The sequence below is a fragment of the Nonomuraea insulae genome, from assembly GCF_042656245.1.
Genome location: NZ_JBHSPA010000003.1, coordinates 79,390 through 98,510 on the forward strand (window position 1 = coordinate 79,390; position 19,121 = coordinate 98,510).

Sequence of the window (19,121 nt, forward strand, 5' to 3'; positions counted from 1 at the left end):
GTGCTCCTGCGAGGGTCCTGCGGTCGTGTGGCGCGCCATCACGATCGCGGGCGCTCCTGATGCGGCGGGGTGCTGTGCGGTGGGGTGCTGTGCGGGCTCGCGGTGGTGCTCAATGGGCGCCCTTCCGGCTGGTTGCGGGTGGCGTGATGATGACAGGCGAGCTGGCTGACGGTCAAGAGTGCTGTCAGGGGTGTTCTGCCAGGCCGGAAGCCTCTGTCACGGCGTACTCGCGTGTTTGCGGGCGAATTCGAGCTGCAGCGCCGTCTGGGCGATTCGTTCCGAGACCACGAGGGAACCGCGGATGGCGTCGTAGGTGTAGACCTCGTGTTCGAGGCCGTGCTCGGCGAGCTGGGCCACGTATTTCTCGATCTGGCGCAGCGGGCAGCGCGTGTCGTTCTCGCCGGCGAGGATCAGCAGCGGGCTCTTGATCTGGGGGACGTAGGTGATCGGGGAGCTGGCCGCGTACCGCTCCGGCTGTTCGTCGGGGGAGCCGCCGAGCAGGACGCGGTGGTAGGCGCGCAGGCTCTCCGCCTCGTCCTCGTAGGAGGTCTGGTGGCAGGCGATCGGCACCGCGGCGATGCCGCACGCCCAGAGGTCGGGCTGGGTGCCGAGGCCGAGCAGGGTGAGATAGCCGCCCCATGCGGAGCCCGCCAGCAGCGTCCTGTCCGGGTCGACGATGCCGTGGTCGACCACCCACTGCCGGACGGCCGCCACGTCGGCCAGCTCGATGTGGCCCACGTCGCCGTGCAGCGCGTCGCGCCAGGCCGAGCCGTAGCCGGTCGAGCCCCGGTAGTTGACCCGGACCACCGCGTATCCGGCGTCCACCCAGGCCGCGACCTCGGGGGAGAAGGCGTCGCGGTCGTGGGAGGTCGGGCCGCCGTGCAACAGGAAGACCGCGGGGAAGGGCGAGGTGCCCACCTCCGGCTTGGAGACCAGGGCGTGGATGCGGCCGCCCTCGCCCTCGACGTCGATGTCCTCGACGGGGACGCTCGGCGGGGCGGGCGGCCCGCCGGAGTTGACCACGACCTGGCCGGTGCTCGACCGGATGATCGGCGGGCGGGAGCCGCTGGACCAGGAGTATTCGACGTGGCCGCCGGGCCGGGGCGCGGCCTCTTCGATCACGCCGTGCGGGGTCTCGATGGGGGTCAGGCCGCCGCCGGCGAGGTCGTAGCGGTGCAGGTAGCTGCGGGCGCGGTCGTCGCGCAGGATGAGCAGGCCGCGGCCGTCGTCGTACCACTCGGCCGCGAGGTCGCCCGAGTCGCGCAGCCAGATCTCGCGCTGCTCGCCGGTCACCGGGTCCCAGACGAGGGGCTCGTGGCGCTGGCGGCGCTCGTGCAGGGCCAGCAGGCGGCGGTCGCCGACGACGGGGGCGAAGTCGAGGCCGACCACGCCCTTCGTCGGGCCGTCGTGGAGCTCGCCCACCGTGCTGCCGTTCTGGCGGACGACGCGGAGGGCCGGGTGCCGGAAGTCGCCGTATTCACCGTGATTTATCGCGATAAGGGAGCCGTCGAGGGACATGGCGGCTACCCAGGCGGCCTCCGAGTTCTCGTACAGGAGGCTGGTCGGTTCGCCGTCGCGTGCCAGATGGATGCGGAAGGAGCCCTCGCCGGCCATGCTGATCGCCGCCACGCCGGTCGTGGACAGCATGATGCCGCCAGGCTGGCCTGGCGGCAGGTCGCGGGCGACCGGCTCGTCGGGGCCGCCGGTGAACGGCTGGCGCCACCACTCGCCGAACTCGTCGCCGTCGGTGTCGGCGAACCAGTAGATCCACTGGCCGCCGGGGTCGATGGCGGCGTAGGCGGTGCCCTTGGGACGGTCGGTGACCTGGCGAGTGGCGCCGGTCACGCGGTCCCAGGCGTAGACCTCCCACGTCCCGGTGGTGTTGGAGCGGTAGATGGAGCGGTTCGGGGCCTGGCGCGCCCAGGACGGCAGCGTCATGCGCGACGCCCGGAACCTGGCCTGCCAGCGTTCCTCCGCCTTCATCCGGCGCGCCCCCTCCCTGTGTTGTCCCGCGCCTCCGGGCGTGGGATGCCGTCCAGTATTGCGCCTGTGCCGAGGAAATACGTCGAGAATGTGGGGGAATTTCGGACTAAATGCCCCATCAGTAACACCAGTCGCACATGCCCGTCAAGGAACAGGTCTTGATCGGGGCGCCGGCGCGAAGATAGACAGATGAAACGCCGCACGCGCTACTACTTTTTGCTGTCCTTTCGCGACATTTCGGGAGACAAAGGCGGCGATTCGCTCATCAAGCGTGTTCGCCTCGTTATGCCACGCACTCGGACCCATCCCGACAACCTGGGCGATGTCACTATGCCCCAGCGTCATCTCGAACTCGATCGAGCGTCGCCCTGACTCGGTGAAACCCTCCAGGCTGCGAGCCACCCTGCGCTCTTTCTCCTCATCCACGGAGAGCAGCCCCAGCTCCTCGACCAGCGGACTCAGATGCTCCGGCGCGGGGGTGACGACCACCGCGACGCCGTCGGGGCGTAGAACACGTTTGAACTCGGGCCCGTTTCTGGGCGCGAAAACATCGATCACCACGTCGGCCACCCCGCTCCTGATCGGAAGCGGGCGCCACACGTCGGCCACGAACGCCCCTGCCCTCGGATGCACCCGTGCCGCCCGGCGAACAGCGTGCTTCGACACATCGAACGCCATCCCGATGCCATGGTTAACCACGTCGAGCGCGGCCGCCAGGTAGTGCCCGGTGCCCGCGCCTGCGTCGATGATCAACGGCGCGGTCCTGCCCTCCGCGCGACGATCCTCGACGATTTCCGGCTCCCGCCCGAGACCTCCTGGCCCCAAGCCGTAACCGGCCTCCACTCCCGCAACACGGTACGCCCTCAACTCCCCGCCGTCATTCGTTTCGGTAGAGGACTCACGTTTTCTTGGAACGTTCTCATTCGCCACATGTGCCCGCACCGTTTCAGCCACGGCGTCGGCCAGCGGGGCGTAGTAGCCCTTGTCGAGGAACGCGGCCCTGGCGGCCACCATGTCGGGGCTGTCGGCGGTGCCCGGTGACCTGGACCCGACCAGCAGACTCACGTATCCCTGCTTGGCCACGTCGAAGGAGTGCCCGGCCGCGCACCGCAGGGCGGCCTCGTCCAGTCGCACGTCGGCACGGCAGACGGGGCAGATGAGGTATTCGACGATGTCGGCGAGCATGCGGCCCATTCTCGTGCACCGGCCGCCGGCACCACGTCCGGCTGCGCTCTCGGCGGACGACGTCCCCTCCGGGTGAACACGGCCGGCGCTGCTGACGAGGCGCGATGGGCCGGGAGGGCGGGGCGGGCCGGGCATACGGGCCAGGGGAGCCGGCCGTCTGCGTGGGGCGGAGGTCTTCATGCGGCGTGGCGGCATGACCGTACGGGGTCAGGCGGCGCTGGCTTCGAGGAGGAAGGCGGCGTTGGAGGGGGTGGCGCGGAGCCTGTCGACGAGCATCTCGAGTCCCTGCCGCTTCTCCAGCGAGGTGAGCATGCGCCGCAGCCGCCAGACGACCTCTCGCTCGTCCGTGTGCAGCAGGATCTCCTCGCGCCGCGTCCCCGAGGCGTCCAGGTCCACGGCCGGGAACAGGCGCCGCTCGGCCAGTTCGCGGGTCAGGTGCACCTCCATGTTGCCCGTCCCCTTGAACTCCTCGTACAGGTTGTTGTCCATCCGCGAGCCCGTGTCCACGAGCGCGGTGGCGAGGATGGTGAGCGAGCCGCCGCCCTCCACGTTGCGGGCGGCGCCGAAGAAGCGCTTGGGCGGGTACAGGGCGCGGGCGTCCATGCCGCCCGTCAGGGTCTTGCCGCCGCCGGGGGCCACGTTGTTGTACGCCCGCCCCAGCCGCGTCAGCGAGTCGAGCAGCAGCACCACGTCCTGCCCGCCCTCGACGAGCCGCTTGGCCCGTTCGATGGCGAGTTCCGCGATGGCGGTGTGGTCGCGGTCGGGGTAGTCGAAGGTCGAGGAGAAGATCTCGCCCTGGATGCTGGCGCGCATGTCGGTGACCTCTTCCGGCCGCTCGCCGATGAGCACCACCATGAGATGCACCTCTGGATGGTTACGCGTGATCCCGGCGGCCAGTGCCTGCAGGACCATGGTCTTGCCGGCCTTGGGCGGCGCCACGATGAGGCCGCGCTGCCCCTTGCCGATGGGCGCGAACAGGTCGATGACGCGCGTGCTGAGCGACTCGGTCTCGATGTTGAGGCGCTCGGTGGGATGTACGGGCGTGAGGTCGCCGAACTGGGGCCGGTCACGCCAACGGGTGGCGCCGTTGACCGACTCGACATCGACGAGCTTGTTGCCGGCGAAGGACGCGGTGACGCGGTCGCCGGGACGTAGGTCGTACTGCCGCACTCTTTCCGGCGGCAGGCGTACGTCGTCCGGGCCGGGCAGGTGGTCCAACCGGATGAACGCGGATTTGTCGCGTACATCGAGCAGGCCGCTGACCTGGCGAATCGGGACGGAGGCACGCTGTTCTGGAATGGTTTGCACAGACATGATGAGCCCCTTTGGGGGAATGCGCCGGAACCCTGCGAGAGTTCGGCGGGTGATGAAAGGAAGCCGGGCCCTCGATGAAGGGGGCTGGGCCAAGTGAAGATCAGCGGAGCTTGACGCTCTACGCTTGAGTGGCAACATACCACACGATCTGACCCATACAACGCCTAGCCCTCTTGGGCTATTCCCGGGCGGTTACCGTGTCTTCGCCCGCGTACGCGGGACACACGCGCGACAATGTTCTTCTCGGCACCGTACCGCGAGGAAAATTACCGCGCACGGTGTAGTGCACAGCACTGAACCTCCATCGATGCGGCGTCATCGTGTCAAGTGGCATGCAGGGTCCCTGCAACTCGATGAGGGTTCTATAGGGACGAACAGAACACTCCTTGGGGGAGCGCGCCATGAAGACCGTCAATTGCCCTCGGTGTCACAACGAGCTCGACGAAGGCCCGATCATGTACAGGTGCGCGCACTGCTGCCGCGCCGTCTACGCCGCCGACCTCGAGATCGAGTACATTCCGCGCCAGCCCGTCGCCGCCTAGAGGCCCGTTTCCCGGCCCCCGCACTTCTCCCTTTCCCGCCGCACTTCGGCTGATGTCCTTGTGGGGAGAAGGTGGATGCCCGCTCGGGCGACGACGGCAGATGTCGGCGCGGGCGAAGACGGCAGGTGCCCGCTCGGGCGACTATGGCAGATGTCGGCTCGGGCGAAGGTGGCGAAGGCCGCCGAGGCGAAGGTGCGAGACGAAGCGGCCGTAGGTGTGTGAAACCGCCTAGTCTTGGCGCGTGCCGCACCAACCGATAACCGTGTCCGGCGTCGAGGTGACACCGCTCTGCGACGCCGTGGGCCCCATGGGGACGGCGATCCGCCGCCCGCTGGCGGAGATGTTCGCCGGCTCCGGGCTCCATGACGAGCCGTGGGTCCTGCACTTCCACTGCTACCTGCTCCGCGACCCCGCCGGCCGGTTGACGCTGGTCGACACCGGCATCGGCGGCGCGGACTCGCCGGCGTCGAGCTGGGCGCCGGTTCCCGGCACGCTGGCGGGTGAGCTGGCCGCCGTGGGCGTCGCGCCCGCCGAGGTCGGCACCGTGATCCTCACCCACCTGCACAGCGACCACGCCTCGGGCGCGGTCGTCGACGGCAGGCCGGTGTTCGAGAACGCCCGCTACGTGCTCCAGCGGGCCGAGCTGGACGCGGCCCGCGGCCGGATGCTCGACGAGATCGTCCATCCGCTCAAGGCGCAACTCCACGTCGTCGAGGGCGACGCCGAGGTCACGCCGGGCGTACACGTGCGCTCCGCCCCCGGGCACACCCCCGGCCACCAGATCGTCAGAGCCGGCGAGGTGGCCATGACGGGCGATCTGGTGCTGCACCCCGTGCAACTGGCGGATCCGAGCATCAGGTACGTCTACGACGACGACCAGGAGGCGGCCGCGCTTACCCGGGCCGACGTGCTGGCCACGCTCAGGGCGGAACGTGCGATTCTCTCCACCGCTCACTTCAGCGAGCCGTTCCTGCGTTTGTGATCGGGTTTCCGGCACCATGTCTACTCATGAAGATTCGCGTTGCGGCAGGTGTCGCACTCGGTGTCGTTCTGGTGGCGCCCCAGGCCGCGTCGGCCGCGGCCGCGCCTGAGTTGTCCGGCGCCGCCGTCTATGCCAGCCTCACCGCCAACCAGCTCAGCCGTTACCAGAGCGGCGCGTGGAGCACGCTCGCCAAGACGGGCGACATGCCGCAGTACGCCGCCGCGCCCGACGGCAGGAAGGCCGCCTGGGTGACGTCGAGCGGCCGGCTCCAGGTCAGGGCGGGCGGCAAGACGTACACGATCGTGAGCGGGGTTCAGAGCGGCACGCCGTGCCTCACCCCGGCGTGGTCGGCGGACTCGACGCGGGTGGCGTACGCGCAGGGCAGCACCATCATGTCCGTCAAGGCCGACGGCACCGGCGCCCCGCGCAAGCTGGGCACCTCGGAGGGCGTGTGCCACCTCGCCTGGTCGGCCGACGGCCGTTACGTGGCGGGCTACGCGGGCACGGCCGACGCGCTCTACCGGCTCGACGTCAAGAGCGGCAAGGCGGTCCGGGCCAAGGGCGTCAAGTGGATCACCCACCTGCAGAGCCTGTCGCCGAACGGCCGCTCCGCGATCGTCCAGTTCCCGGCGAACCCCGACACCCTCGGGGACGGGAGCTGGCCCACCTCCTTCACGCCGGTCGTCCTCGACATGGTGACGGGAAAGACGCACGCTCCCAAGGTCAAGGGCAAGCTGATCGGCGCCTTCTACCTCGCCGACGGCCGCATGGTCGTCCGCGTCTCCGGCACCACGCACAACACGCTGGTGGTGCTGGACGGCGCGGGCAAGGAGGTCCAGCGCGTCGCGGAACCCGCACGGGCGAAGAAGCAGGCACTGCTGCAGGTTCTGCCATAGTGCCTGTGTGAGCGATGATTTCTGGGCCCAGGTCCACCGCGTGGTCACGGGGGCGACGGCGTACATCACCGACGAGCGGGGCCGGGTGCTCCTGGTCGATCCCAACTACCGGGAGCACTGGTCGTTCCCCGGCGGCATGGTCGACGCGGGCGAGCATCCCGCGCAGGCCTGCGCCAGGGAGATCACCGAGGAGGTCGGGCTCTCGCTCGAGGTCGGCAGGCTGCTGACCGTGCACTGGGTGGACGGGGCGCCGAGGGTGCCCTATCCGGTGGTCACGTTCATGTTCGACTGCGGCGAGATCCGGTCGGACACTCCGATCACGCTGCAGGCCGAGGAGCTCGACGACTACGGCTTCTTCACGGTGGAGGAGGCCGAGCGGCTGCTGGCCCCCTTCACCTACGAACGGCTGCTGGCCAGCGCCGCCGCCCTCAGCTCCGGCGGGCTGACCTACCTACCGCCCCGCCATGACGGGCTGGTCGGACAGGAGGGCTGAGGGCAGGGCGACCATCGCGGTCAGGCCGCCGTACGGCGAGGGCGTCAGGGTGACCTTGATGCCGTGCCTGGCCGCGAGGCGCGAGACGACGAACAGGCCGAGCCGGTCGCTCTGCGCCAGGTCGAACTCGGGCCGCTTCGTGAGCCGCTCGTTCAGCTCGTCGAGCTCGGCCCTGGGCAGGCCGAGCCCGCGGTCCTCCACCTCGACCATGAGCCCGTGGGGCGTGCCGGCGCTGCGTATGTCCACCCTGGTCTGGGGCGGTGAGAAGAGGGTGGCGTTCTCGATCAGCTCGGCCATCAGGTGGGCCACGTCCGTGACCGCCGTGCCCACCAGCGCGACGGGCGGCGGCTGGAGCACCTCCACCCGCTCGTACTCCTCCACCTCCGCCGCGGCGGCGCGCAACACGTCGAGGATGGGCACCGGGTTGCGCCAGCCACGGCCGGGGGTCTGGTCGGAGAGGATGATGAGGCTCTCGGCGTGCCGGCGCATGCGCGTGGTGAGGTGGTCGAGCTTGAACAGGTCGGCCAGCGTCTCCGGCGCCTCCGTGGCCCGCTCCATGGTGTCGAGCTGCAGGAGCTGACGGTGCAGCAGCGACTGGTTGCGCCGGGCCAGGTTGACGAAGACCTGATTGACGCCGTGGCGCAGCCGGGCCTGGCCCACGGCGGCCTCGACGGCCGTGGACTGCACGTCGTTGAAAGCGCGCACGATGTCGGCCACCTCCGACGTGTGCGCCTTGACCTGCAGCGGCGCCACTTCGGCGGCCGTGGGGGGCTCGACGTTCGTACGCAGCCGCTTGACCAGCCCAGCCAGCCGCACCTCGGCCAGCTCGGTGGCGGCGTCGCGCAGCCCGGCCAGTTCGCGGACCAGGCGCTTGCGGAAGCGCAGCGAGATCATGATCGAGGCGATGACGGCGATCAGGCCCACGCCGCCCGCCACGCCGATCTTGATCAGCATGCCGATGGCCGTCGGGGTCACCCGCTGGACGATGCCCTGGACGGCCAGCGCCTGGTTGCGTTCGACGGCGGTCCACAGGTTCTGGGCGTCGATGGGCCAGGTGGCCGCGGTGGCGGGCAGCCCGGTGGTGGCCGCCTGCCCCCTGATGGCGTCCTCGGTCTCCTGGAACTCCCGGTAGACGGGCGCGGCGGACAACTTCTCGTACGGGCCGCGCAGAGCCCCGTCCAGATGCGACAGCGCCTGGGAGAACAGCAGCCTCCTGGTCGCCACCATCCCGGTGAACGCCTCCCGCTCGCGCGCGTCCACCCTGCCCTTGGCCAGCACGACCACGATCAGCGCCCGCTCCCTGGACAGCACATCCTTGGCCTCGCCCAGCATGGTCACCGCCCTGGCCTGCTGGAAGAGGGTCATGTCGGGCACCAGGACCATGGCGTCGTACATGCGGAAGGAGGCGTCCACGATCACGCTGTAGCCGTCGATCACGTCGAGAGGGGCGACGACGGTGCCGTCCACCTCACGGCGTACGTCGGAGAGCTGGTCGAGCTTGCCGTTCAGCGCGTTGAGCTGCGTGACCATCTCGGGAGACAGGTCGCGCACGCCCTTGGCCAGCGAGCGGAACTTGCTCACGGCCCGGTCGGTCTGGCCGCGCCGTTTGGCCATCGCGTCCGCGCCCTGACCGGTGGCCAGGAACTCCACCGAGGCCAGCCGTTCGTTCTGGATCGCGATGTTGACCCGCTCTGACGGGTCGGCCAGGTTGGTGGCCAGGTCGCTGATGGCGAGCAGGCGCACTCCGTCGCCGCCGGTCAGGCCGGCGGCGAACGCCCACAGGCCCACCAGGGACAGCAGCGGGACGAGCAGGAGAATGAGGAGTTTCAGCGCGATGGGGCGGCCACGCGTGGGGGGCATGCGACCTCCGGGTGCATGATGAGATCGCCTCGCAGAGTACACCCCCCATTGGAAGGATTTCTGTGCGTCTTCCGCGTTCTTTCTCCGGCTGGACCATCGCGGTCTTCGGTTTCCTCGCCCTCGCGCTCGGTCTGCTAGGGCTGATCTCGCCCGGCACGCTGCTGAGCATGCTGGGGTTCGAGGTCCTCGACGTGCGGCCCACCGGCGACTACACGCTGGTCTATATGGCCGCCTCGTCGATGGCGGCCGTGAACATGGGCGTCTACTACCTGTTCGCCGCCTCGCACGACTACACCCCGTTCTTCCGCTGGACCGTGCCGTTCCGGCTGCTGACATTCGCGGTCTTCACCACGCTGGTGCTGACCGGGGCGGCGCCGGGCAAGTTCTTCGGGGTCGGGCTCTGGGAGGGCGTGGGCGCTGTGATCACCGGGTTCGCGCTCTGGCGTGAGGGCAAGCTGATGCCCTCACGCCAGAGCCTCGACGCCTAACCGCGCTCTTCGGGGGCGCGGGCGACCAGGCGGTCGTCGTTCTTGTGCTCGCGCTCCAGCTTCCGTTCCAGGTCGCGCTTCTCATCCTCCAACTGGGCCACCCGGTTGGAGGACTCGACCTTGACACTACGAAGCCGGCGGCGTTCCCTGGCGGTCCTGCGCGAACCCGAGCCCATCAGCCAGAGACCAAGCAGCAGGACGGCCGCGGCGGCCGCCCCCGCGAGGAACATCTGGACGTTGCTGAGCTCGAAGGTGTATCCGAACAGGATGTACCTGGCGCTCTCCTCGGAGAACACCAGGGCGAACGCGCCGCCGGCGAGCAGGATCAGGAGCAGTCCTAATACGATCATCCAACTCACCTCTTGTCGTAAGAACGGCGTTTCTACTGCCCGTAGATCGACGAGGTATGCGCGATGATGGCGTTCATGAGACCCGAGCCAGGGCAGGTCCTGCATTTCTCCGAGGATCCGACGATCGAGCGGTTCGTGCCGCACGTCGCGGTGACCTCCATCCAGAGCGCGCCGTACGTGTGGGCGGTCGACTACGACCGTTGCCCTGACTACTGGTTTCCCCGCGCCTGCCCGCGCGCGATGGCCTGGACCGGGCCGCGCACCACCGAGGAGGACGCGGCCCGGATCTTCGGCGCCGGGTGCGGCGGGCGGGTGCACGCGATCGAGTACGGCTGGCTGAAGGCGGTCATGGACGTCCGCCTGTTCGCCTACCGCCTGCCCGCCGACGACTTCGCCCCCATCGGCGACCCGCCGCACGCCGTGGTCTCCAAGGCCCCGGTGGTGCCGCTGGGCCCGCCGGAGCCGGTACGCGACCTGTTCGAGTTGCACGAGGAGGCCGGGATCCAGCTCAGGGTGCTGGACAACCTGTGGCCGTTCTGGAACGAGGTGACGGCCAGCACCGTGGAGTTCAGCGGGATCCGGCTGCGGAACGCTCGTCGATGAGGGCCAGCACGCGCTCTGCGGGCATCGAGCCGGGCGGCAGCTTCTCGGCGGCGACCCGGTTGGCCTCGCGCCGCAGCACCTCGTTGACCGGCGTGGGCACGCCGTGCTCGCGGCCGAGCAGGACGATCTCGCCGTTGAGGTAGTCGGCCTCGATCGTGCCGCTGCCCCTGGCCAGGCTCTGCCAGGACGATCCGCCGCTGCGCTCGATGCCCTCGATGGGCCGGGAGTCCACGTTGTGGCCGCGGATCTCGGCCTCTTCCGCGGGGGTGACGGCGGCGATGCCGGCCCGGTCGAGGACGGTCATGGCCTCGCTCCTGGCGCGCTGGGCCAGGTCGGTCAGGGCGGGCACGTGGCCGATGAGCGCCTCGGCGGCGTTGGCCAGGTTGCCGAGCAGCTTGCCGTACTTCCAGCGCATCACGTCGGGCCAGGACCGGGCCACGAGGCCGCGCTTGCCGAGGTCGGTGACGATCTGCTCGGACAGCTCGTCCACACCCTGTGGATAACGTCCGACGTGCAACATCCCGGAGTAGGGGTGACCGCCGGCGGCGATGACGCCCGGCGCGGGGATCTGGGCGGGCAGCCACACGCACATGCCGTAGACACGCTCGAACCGCCGCAGGACCATGCGCTCGTTGGCCACGCCGTTCTGGGCGCACACCACGGGCAGGTCGGACGACCAGGGGGCCAGCGCGGCGATCGTGTCCTGGGACTTGGTCGCCAGGATCAGCACGTCGTCATCGCGCGTGGGCACGGGGCCGTCGGCGGCGGGGATGGGGAGGATCTCGTCGGAGTCAGAGGTGACCAGGCGCAGGCCGTCACGTTTGAGGGCCTCGTAGTGAGGCCCTCTCGCGATGAGGAGCACCTCCTGTCCGCCCTGGTAGAGGCGGGCTCCGATGGTCCCCCCGACTGCTCCTGCTCCGATCACTATGTAGCGCATTGTCCGAGGATGTCACTCCCTACTTGGCGAGTGCCACTTGGGCCGGCGCTGTCACGGCGGTGCCGCGTGCCCGCTCCCGCCAGATGGTCTTGAGCACGCGCCAGCCGTCGCGCACGGCGTGCAGGTTGCTGACGCCGTGGATGCGGGAGCGCTCGTGGCTGGGGACCTCGCGGATGACGAGGCCGGCCTGGGCGGCGCGGACGTTCATCAGGGTCTCGATCTCGAAGCCGTCGCAGTCGAGGTCGAGGGTGTCGAGGTGGCGGGCCCAGAAGGCGTTGTAGCCGTAGCAGAGGTCGGTGTAGCGGGTGCCGTAGAGGAAGTTGGTGAGCCCGGTGAGGACCTTGTTGCCGAGCGAGCGGATCGGACTGAGATCGTCCGAGCCGCCACCAGGGGCGTACCTGGAGCCCTTGGCGAAGTCGGCGCCGTCGACGAGCGTGGCGACGAAGGCGCGGATCTCCCTGCCGTCGGTGGACCCGTCCGCGTCGATCATGACGATGATGTCGCCCTGCGCGGCCTGAAAGCCCTCAATGAGCGCGTTGCCCTTGCCGCGCCGGCTCTGCACGACGACCCGGAGGTCGGGGCGCAGCCTGCGCGCTACGGCGATGGTGTCGTCAGTCGAGTTGCCGTCGACCAGGATCACCTCGTCGATCCAGGAGGGCAGCGTGGCGAAGACGTGGGGAAGGTTCTCGGCTTCGTTCATCGCGGGAACGATGACACTGACGCTGGCGGCGAAAGGCTGCTTGTTCATGTCATCAAGGTCCACCATGGCGCATGCAGCCCGCTTGACACTGCCTTGCATAGATCAGTCTTATATGTGATCTTCGTTGATTCTCGCTTCCGCGGCCCTCGAAACGATCTCTTCAACGGTCTCCCTGACGCTCTGCCGGGAGGTGTCCAGCCATAGTCCGATGCGCGCTGTCTCAGCCCGCAGCAACCCGTCCAGCTGGGCGATCGTCCACCCGCCGCCGTAGCCGATCTTGGCTCGGGCGTGTTCGCGCCGCTCCACGGCGGCGGGGTCGGGAGCCAGCACGATCACGTGCAAGGGACGCGCCCGGACCAACTTCGTGAACCGTTCCAAGTCCTGTCCGAGAATGACGTCTTGGACTATTGGCGTGAATCCGGCATCGAAATACAAGTCCGCCGTAGCGGCGGCAATTCGGTAACGGAGATGGAGCTGGCGCACCGCCTCGTCGCTCGTCTCCGGCGTCATCTCGGCGCGGCCGTTGACCACCATGCGGCGGAAGGTGTCGCCGCGTACGTGGGCCGAACGCGGCAACCGCTCGGCCAGAGCCTGGGCCACGGTGGACTTGCCCGCGGCCGAGACTCCGGTGATCAGGACGACACCCCTCACACGTCCACCAGTTTGCGCACCCGGTCGGCGCCCACGGCCATCAGCAGCGTGGGCAGCCGGGGGCCGGTGTCACGGCCCACGAGCAGCTTGTAGAGCAGGGCGAAGAAGGCCCGCTGCGCCGTCTTCAGCTCCGGCGTGGGCTTGGTGTCGGCCGGCAGCCCCGCCTGGAGCTTGGGCACGCCGTACACCAGCGCCGTCAGCCCCTCCAGCGTCCAGTCGTCCAGGCCGTCGGCCAGCAGCCGCAGGCCCTCCCGCTCGGTGGGGCCGAGCGAGTCGAGCAGCTCCTGGTCCGGCGACTCGCGTACGCGCGTGCGCTGGTCGGCGGGCAGGTGGTCGTCGACCCAGCGCTGCGCCCTGTCCAGGCGGGGACGGGCCTCGTCGAGCGCCTCGACGCCGTCGAGGTCGCGCAGGATGCGCAGGGCCTGCTCGGCGTGCCCGGTCGTGATGTCGGCGACCGAGGCCAGCGTGCGGTAGGGGACAGGGTGCGGGGTGGCGGCCAGCGGGCCCGTCGCCGTGCCCACGGCCCTGTTGTACGCGGCCAGCTCCGCGGGCTGGGCCTGCCCCGAGGCGACCTTGCGGCCCAGGGCGTCCCACTCGTCGTAGAGCCGCTGGATCTCCTGGTCGAAAGCGATCTTGAAGGACTGGGCGGGCTTGCGGCGGGCGTACAACCAGCGCAGCACCGGCGCCTCCATGATCTCCAGCGCGTCGGCCGGGGTCGGCACGTCGCCCTTGGAGCTGCTCATCTTGGCCATGCCGGTGATGCCGACGAACGCGTACATGGGGCCGATCGGCTGCTCTCCGCCGAACACCTCGCCCACGATCTGGCGGCCGACGATCCACGCCGAGCCGGGCGAGTGGTGATCGACGCCGGACGGCTCGAAGATCACGCCCTCGTGGGCCCAGCGCATCGGCCAGTCCACCTTCCACACCAGCTTGCCGCGGTCGTGCTCGGCCAGCCGCACGGTCTCGCCGAAGCCGCACTCGCAGGTGTAGGCCAGCTCGGTGGTCTCGTCGTCGTAGTTGGTGACCGTGGTCAGGTCGCGCTCGCACAGGTCGCAGTACGGCTTGTACGGGAAGTAGTCCTCGACCTCCTTCGACCGGTAACGCGACAACACGGTGTCGATCCTGCCCCGCTCGCGCACGGCCGTCAGGATCTGCTCCCGGTAGGCGCCCGACGTATATTGCTCCGTCTGGCTGATCCCGTGGACCTCGACGCCCAGCTCGGCCAGCGCCGCGGTCATGGGCGCCTTGAAGTGCTCGGCCCAGTTGGCGTGCTCGCTGCCGGGAGGGGCGGGCACCGAGGTCAGCGGCTTGCCGATGTGCTCGGCCCACGACGGGTCGATGCCCGCGGGCACCCTGCGGAAGCGGTCGTAGTCGTCCCACGAGAGCAGGTGCACGCACTCCGTGCCGCGTCGCCTGATCTCGTCGGCGACCAGGTGGGGGGTCATGACCTCACGCAGGTTGCCCAGGTGGATTGGGCCCGACGGGCTCAGCCCGGAGGCGCAGACGATCGTTTTGCCCGGGGCGCGTCTCTCCGCCTCGGAGATCACCTCGTCCGCGAACCTGGAGACCCAGTCGGTCTCGGCACTGTCAGCCATCGCGCTATTGTCGCGGCTCCGCTCGGTACAAGCCAACGCGTAGCTCTGCGCGGGGGCCGGAGTCAGGCGGCGTTGGTCCGGTTCTGCCGCTCCAGCGCGGCCAGGACGGCGGTCGGGTCGATGACGCCGTAGCCGTAGTCGTGGTCGAAGCCGACCGTGCTGCGGTCGTCGGCGGTGCGGTGCAGCAGTGTACGGAGCTGCGAGGGTGACAGCTCCCCCGCGGACCTGCGCGTGCGCACGGCGGCCACCACGCCGGCGGCGACGGGGCAGGCGGTGGAGGTGCCGGAGTCGGCCGGGCCGATGGCGTCGGAGCCGGCGAAGTGCGTGTACGCGCACAGGTCGGGCTTGCGCTCCGACAGCCTGCCCGGCCCCTGCGAGGAGTAGCCGACACGCTCGCCCCTGACGTCCACGCCGCCCACGGACAACACGCGCGGATGGGAGTTGGCGCCCACGATCGTCCTGTCGGTGTAGGCGCATCGTTCGTCGGGACAGTCGCGCCCGCAGTTGCCCGCCGAGAACAGGATGTCCGCGCCCTCCCCCTCCAGACTCCCCACGATCACGTTGAACGGGTGCGCCGGGTTGTCGGAGTAGTTGCCCGGGTGGCCGGGCGGGAAGTCCATGTCGGGGGAGAACATGCCCCAGCTGTTGGTGACCACCAGGGACCTGGAGTCTGCGGGCATGGCCCGCAGGAGGGCGCCCAGGTGGGAGTAGGCGGCGAGCGCGTCCGACAGCAGCCCGTCGCCGTTCGTGCCCGGCCGGCGGCTGAGCAGGACCGGGAGGTCGAGCAGGGTCGCCTTGGGGGCGGTGAGCAGCACGCCGAAGGCGCACATGGAGCCGTGGCCGACGGGGTAGTGCCCAGGGATCTTGTCCACGCCCTGCGGGCTCCAGCTCCGCTCTGCGTCGATCGTCACGTCGTGGCCGATGACGGTGGTGACGTGGTCGGCGTTGATGCCGGTGTCCACGACCGCGACGATCACGCCCTCGCCGTCGTGCCCGCCCGCCCACAGGTCATGGACGCGCAGCAGCCGCCTGACCTCCTCCCAGTCGCCGACAGGGCCGTCGTCGCCGCAGGTCGTCGGCCGTATGTACGGGTCGGCGAACACCCCCGCCACCTCGCGCACGGACGAGGACAGCAACACCGACCTGGTGGTGAGCTCGGCGTCGGAGATCTCGCCGCGCACGAGCACCGAGGCGTCCTCAGGCGCCAGCGAGAACCCCACCCGCTGGTGCAGCGACAAGGGCGCGCCGTGCGCCGAGACGGGCCGCGGCACGGCCACCGGGGTGAACGCCGGGTCGATCAGGACCCCGGGCAGGTCGGTGACGACGTCGGCGACCGTGCTGCGGACACCGGGGTCGATGACCGACGCGACGACGTCTGGGGCCGGGCGGAGCTGGATCAGGACGCGCATGGGAACCCCTGGAGAGTGTTGTTACCAGATAATTACACAAAGTAACAATACCGGGGTCTGCCTGGGATTACATTCCCTTGACCGGGCGGTGTTCCCACCGCCCGGCCGTCAGGACAGAGTGGCGGCGTACGGGTCCCAGCCGGCCGGGAGCGGTTCCGGCGTGGCCAGGGTGGAGGCGATGGGGCGGAACTCCGCCCGCTCGCCCGACTCCGCGATGGCCGTCATGAGCTCCAGCACGTGGCCGGCCAGGTCGCCGGAGGCGCGGTGCGGTGTGCCCGCCCTGATCGACCTGGCCATGTCCAGGACCCCGATGCCGCGTCCCGCCGTCGTCCCGGACAGAGGCAGCTCCCGCCAGTCCGCGTCGTTCGGGCCGCGGGCCAGCAGCGGGCCCTCGAACGTGTTCGGATCCGGCAGCGACAGGGCGCCCTCGCTGCCGATGATCTCGATCATGCGACGGTTGATCGCCGAGTCGAAGCTGAACGTGGCCGTCGCCGTCGCCGTGCCGGGGAAGTCCAGCAGGGCGTTGACGTGGGTCGGCACGTCCACGGGGAACAGGGTGCCCGCCTTGGGTCCCGAGCCGACGGCGCGCTGGTCACGGGCCTTGCGCGTGCCGGCCGCCACCCGGGCGGCGGGCCCGAGCAGGGACACCAGCGCGGTCAGGTAGTAGGGGCCCAGGTCGAACAGCGGGCCGCCGCCCGGCTGGTAGAAGAACTCCGGGTTGGGGTGCCAGGACTCCGGCCCGAGGCTCTGCGTGGCGGCCGTGACCGCGACCGGCTTGCCGATGAGGCCGGAGCGCAGGGCGTGCAGGGCGGACTGCAGACCGGCGCCCAGGAAGGTGTCCGGGGCGCCGCCCACCCGCAGTTCCCGGCCGGCCGCCTCGGCCATGACCTTGGCGGACTCGTCCAGGTTCATGGCCAGGGGCTTCTCCCCGTACACGTGCTTGCCGGCGCGCAGGCACTCCAGCGCGACGGCCGCGTGCGCGGACGGGACCGTGAGGTTGACGACGATCTCGACCTCGGGCAGCGCGAGCACGTCTCCGAGGGTGCCGGACACCGGCACGTCGTGCTCCGCGGCCACCGTGGCGGCCCTGCCGGTGTCGATGTCCGCGACGGCGAGCACGCGCACGTCGGGGAAGGAGGTGAGGTTGCGTAGGTACTGGCCGCTGATCACTCCGGCGCCGACGAGTGCGACGCCGACCGGGCCGTTGCTCAAGAGCTCTCCAAGGAGGTGAGGTAGGCGTGGCTGTCCGCGAGGGCCGTGAAGATGTCGGTGGCGCACTCGTCGAGCTCGACGACGCGCCAGGCGCCGGGGGCGGCGGCGAGGATCTCGGGCACGGGCATGACGCCGGTGCCCACCGCGGTGTGCGGCTCGCCCTTGACCCCGGGGCCGTCCTTGACGTGCAGCGCCTCGATCCGGTCCGACAGGCGGCCGAGCAGGGCGGGCACGTCGGCGCCGCCCACGGCCGCCCAGTAGGTGTCGATCTCCAGGAAGACCTCGGGGGCGAGCAGGTCGGCCAGCACCTCGATGGCGTGCCTGCCCTCCACCCGCGGCTCGAGCTCCCACCAGTGGTTGTGGTAGCCGATCCGCATCCCGTGCCGCGCGGCCTGCTCCGACAGGCCGTTCAGCAGGTCGGCGGCCCGCTGGAGGCCGTCGCGCGTGGTGAACTCCTCGTGCGCGATGCCGGCAGGGAGGATGACCTTGTCGGTCCCGATCGTGGCGATCGCGTCGAAGACCTCCGCGGGCTCCCGGTCGAGCAGCGCGTAGGCGTGCGTGCCCGACACGCTCAGCCCCAGACCGTCGGCCACCTCGCGGAAGCCCTTGGGGTCGGCCATGGGGTCGAAGGGCTCGACGGCCCGGTACCCGATCTCGGCGATCCGCCTCAGCACGGTGTCGCGGTCGGCGGCCAGCGGTTCTCTGACGGTGTAGAGCTGGACACTGATCGGTCGGGTCATCCGCGTACCCCCATGAGGTGCTCGAGCGCGAGCTGGTTGAGGTGGGTGAAGTGGAAGCCGCGGGCGGCCGCCGCCTCGGGGTCGAAGTCGTCCTTGGCCAGGTCCTGCCAGGTCTCGCCGGCGGCCAGGGTGGACTGGGCGAGCTCGTCCACGCGCGAGGCGCTCAGGGCCTGCTGGACCTCGGGGTCGGCGCGGAAGGCGCGCGACTTCTCCTTCAGGATCAGGTAGGTGCGCATGTTCGCCGCCGCCGACACCCACACGTCCTCGGGGTCCTCGGTGCGCAGGGGCTTGTAGTCGAAGTGGCGGGGGCCGTCGTAGCCGCCGTTCTCCAGCAGGTCCACCAGGAAGAACGCGCTCTTCAGGTCGCCGTGGCCGAAGATCAGGTCCTGGTCGTACTTGGGCCCGTGCTGGCCGTTGAGGTCGATGTGGAACAACTTGCCGTGCCACAGCGCCTGGGCGATGCCGTGCACGAAGTTGAGCCCGGCCATCTGCTCGTGGCCGACCTCCGGGTTGAGGCCCACCATCTCAGGGTGCTCCAGCTCGTTGATCAGCGCCAGGGCGTGGCCGATCGTGGGCAGGAGGATGTCGCCGCGTGGCTCGTTCGGCTTGGGCTCAAGGGCGAAGCGGATGTCGTAGCCCTTGTCGATGACGTACTGGGACAGGAGGTCCAGGCCCTCCTTGTAGCGGTCGAGCGCGGCCTTGACGTCCTTGGCGGCGTCGGACTCGGCGCCCTCGCGCCCACCCCAGCAGACGTAGGTCTTCGCACCCAGCGAGGCGGCCAGGTCGAGGTTGCGCATGACCTTGCGCAGCGCGTAGCGGCGGACGTCGCGGTCGTTGCTGGTGAAGGCGCCGTCCTTGAACACCGGGTGGGTGAACAGGTTCGTGGTGGCCATGGGGACCTTCATGCCGGTCTCGTCCAGGGCCTTCCTGAAGGCGGCGATGGCCTTGTCGCGGTCGGGCTCGACGGCGAGCAGGTCGTCGTCGTGGAAGGTGACGCCGTGCGCGCCCAGCTCGGACAGGCGGTGCACGCTCTCCACGGGGTCGAGCGCCGGCCTGGAGGCGTCGCCGAAGGGGTCGCGGGCCTGCCAGCCCACGGTCCACAGGCCGAAGGTGAAGCGGTCGTCGGGGGTGGGAGTGAATGCGGTCATTTGTTGTCCTTGGCTTGGATTAGTCCATAA

The 19,121-nt window shown here is 70.0% G+C and carries 19 protein-coding genes; 6 read left to right on the forward strand and 13 right to left on the reverse strand.

All coding sequences use genetic code 11. The features are described 5' to 3' along the window. Positions 1–216: 216 nt before the first annotated feature. The 3 genes from ACFPZ3_RS00835 to rho all read right to left on the reverse strand — a co-directional run bounded on the left by ACFPZ3_RS00835 (position 217) and on the right by rho (position 4,482). Entirely contained in the window at positions 217–1,983 is a 1,767-nt protein-coding gene (locus tag ACFPZ3_RS00835; protein WP_379511942.1) for a S9 family peptidase, read from the reverse strand. Between the two features lie 144 nt (positions 1,984–2,127). Beyond that, positions 2,128–3,168 carry a putative RNA methyltransferase gene (locus tag ACFPZ3_RS00840; protein WP_379511943.1) on the reverse strand — a complete coding sequence of 347 codons (1,041 nt, stop codon included), beginning with the start codon at positions 3,166–3,168 and terminating at the stop codon, positions 2,128–2,130. 207 nt (positions 3,169–3,375) lie between these two features. Further along, positions 3,376–4,482, reverse strand: coding sequence for a transcription termination factor Rho (gene rho, locus ACFPZ3_RS00845; RefSeq protein ID WP_379511944.1), 1,107 nt, complete (start codon positions 4,480–4,482; stop codon positions 3,376–3,378). A gap of 401 nt (positions 4,483–4,883) precedes the next feature. Between rho and ACFPZ3_RS00850 the strand changes: the two genes are divergently transcribed. The 4 genes from ACFPZ3_RS00850 (at position 4,884) to ACFPZ3_RS00865 (ending at position 7,395) form a co-directional block, all read left to right on the forward strand. Beyond that, on the forward strand, positions 4,884–5,024 hold the full coding sequence (locus tag ACFPZ3_RS00850; RefSeq protein WP_379511945.1) for a hypothetical protein: 141 nt from the start codon (positions 4,884–4,886) through the stop codon (positions 5,022–5,024). Positions 5,025–5,265: 241 nt separating this feature from the next. Continuing rightward, a complete protein-coding gene (locus tag ACFPZ3_RS00855) occupies positions 5,266–6,006 on the forward strand; it encodes an MBL fold metallo-hydrolase (RefSeq protein WP_379511946.1) in 741 nt (246 codons plus the stop codon). A gap of 26 nt (positions 6,007–6,032) precedes the next feature. Next, the gene (locus tag ACFPZ3_RS00860) at positions 6,033–6,902 is read left to right on the forward strand and encodes a TolB family protein (RefSeq protein ID WP_379511947.1); all 870 of its coding nucleotides are present in this window, start codon (positions 6,033–6,035) and stop codon (positions 6,900–6,902) included. 7 nt (positions 6,903–6,909) lie between these two features. Then, positions 6,910–7,395, forward strand: coding sequence for an NUDIX domain-containing protein (locus ACFPZ3_RS00865; protein WP_379511948.1), 486 nt, complete (start codon positions 6,910–6,912; stop codon positions 7,393–7,395). Here the strand turns inward: ACFPZ3_RS00865 and ACFPZ3_RS00870 are convergent. After that, positions 7,354–9,255, reverse strand: coding sequence for a sensor histidine kinase (locus tag ACFPZ3_RS00870; protein WP_379511949.1), 1,902 nt, complete (start codon positions 9,253–9,255; stop codon positions 7,354–7,356). The genes ACFPZ3_RS00865 and ACFPZ3_RS00870 overlap by 42 nt on opposite strands. A 62-nt stretch (positions 9,256–9,317) precedes the next feature. Here ACFPZ3_RS00870 and ACFPZ3_RS00875 point away from each other — a divergent pair, with 62 nt between their 5' ends. Next, on the forward strand, positions 9,318–9,743 hold the full coding sequence (locus ACFPZ3_RS00875; protein ID WP_379511950.1) for a hypothetical protein: 426 nt from the start codon (positions 9,318–9,320) through the stop codon (positions 9,741–9,743). On the opposite strand, the gene ACFPZ3_RS00880 is transcribed toward ACFPZ3_RS00875, so the two are convergent. After that, positions 9,740–10,093 (reverse strand): hypothetical protein, encoded by a 354-nt coding sequence (locus tag ACFPZ3_RS00880; protein ID WP_379511951.1) that lies wholly within the window; start codon positions 10,091–10,093, stop codon positions 9,740–9,742. The genes ACFPZ3_RS00875 and ACFPZ3_RS00880 overlap by 4 nt on opposite strands. 75 nt (positions 10,094–10,168) lie before the next feature. Here ACFPZ3_RS00880 and ACFPZ3_RS00885 point away from each other — a divergent pair, with 75 nt between their 5' ends. Further along, positions 10,169–10,696, forward strand: a complete 528-nt coding sequence (locus ACFPZ3_RS00885) for a DUF6886 family protein (RefSeq protein WP_379511952.1) — start codon at positions 10,169–10,171, stop codon at positions 10,694–10,696. Here ACFPZ3_RS00885 and ACFPZ3_RS00890 read toward each other — a convergent pair. The 8 genes from ACFPZ3_RS00890 to xylA all read right to left on the reverse strand — a co-directional run bounded on the left by ACFPZ3_RS00890 (position 10,662) and on the right by xylA (position 19,091). After that, positions 10,662–11,633: a ketopantoate reductase family protein gene (locus ACFPZ3_RS00890; RefSeq protein ID WP_379511953.1), complete on the reverse strand. Its 972-nt coding sequence runs from the start codon at positions 11,631–11,633 to the stop codon at positions 10,662–10,664. The genes ACFPZ3_RS00885 and ACFPZ3_RS00890 overlap by 35 nt on opposite strands. A 19-nt stretch (positions 11,634–11,652) precedes the next feature. Further along, a complete protein-coding gene (locus ACFPZ3_RS00895; RefSeq protein WP_379511954.1) occupies positions 11,653–12,381 on the reverse strand; it encodes a glycosyltransferase family 2 protein in 729 nt (242 codons plus the stop codon). 60 nt (positions 12,382–12,441) lie between these two features. Next, positions 12,442–12,984, reverse strand: coding sequence for an AAA family ATPase (locus tag ACFPZ3_RS00900; protein ID WP_379511955.1), 543 nt, complete (start codon positions 12,982–12,984; stop codon positions 12,442–12,444). Further along, positions 12,981–14,582: a lysine--tRNA ligase gene (gene lysS / locus ACFPZ3_RS00905; RefSeq protein ID WP_379511956.1), complete on the reverse strand. Its 1,602-nt coding sequence runs from the start codon at positions 14,580–14,582 to the stop codon at positions 12,981–12,983. Before lysS ends, ACFPZ3_RS00900 begins: the two co-directional genes overlap by 4 nt. A gap of 62 nt (positions 14,583–14,644) precedes the next feature. Further along, positions 14,645–15,991 (reverse strand): S8 family serine peptidase, encoded by a 1,347-nt coding sequence (locus ACFPZ3_RS00910; RefSeq protein WP_379511957.1) that lies wholly within the window; start codon positions 15,989–15,991, stop codon positions 14,645–14,647. A gap of 108 nt (positions 15,992–16,099) precedes the next feature. Continuing rightward, positions 16,100–17,203 (reverse strand): Gfo/Idh/MocA family protein, encoded by a 1,104-nt coding sequence (locus ACFPZ3_RS00915; protein ID WP_379511958.1) that lies wholly within the window; start codon positions 17,201–17,203, stop codon positions 16,100–16,102. After that, positions 17,200–17,943, reverse strand: coding sequence for a sugar phosphate isomerase/epimerase family protein (locus ACFPZ3_RS00920; protein ID WP_379511959.1), 744 nt, complete (start codon positions 17,941–17,943; stop codon positions 17,200–17,202). The genes ACFPZ3_RS00915 and ACFPZ3_RS00920 overlap by 4 nt, the downstream gene beginning before the upstream one ends. After that, a complete protein-coding gene (gene xylA / locus ACFPZ3_RS00925; RefSeq protein WP_379511960.1) occupies positions 17,940–19,091 on the reverse strand; it encodes a xylose isomerase in 1,152 nt (383 codons plus the stop codon). Before xylA ends, ACFPZ3_RS00920 begins: the two co-directional genes overlap by 4 nt. Positions 19,092–19,121 lie beyond the last annotated feature (30 nt).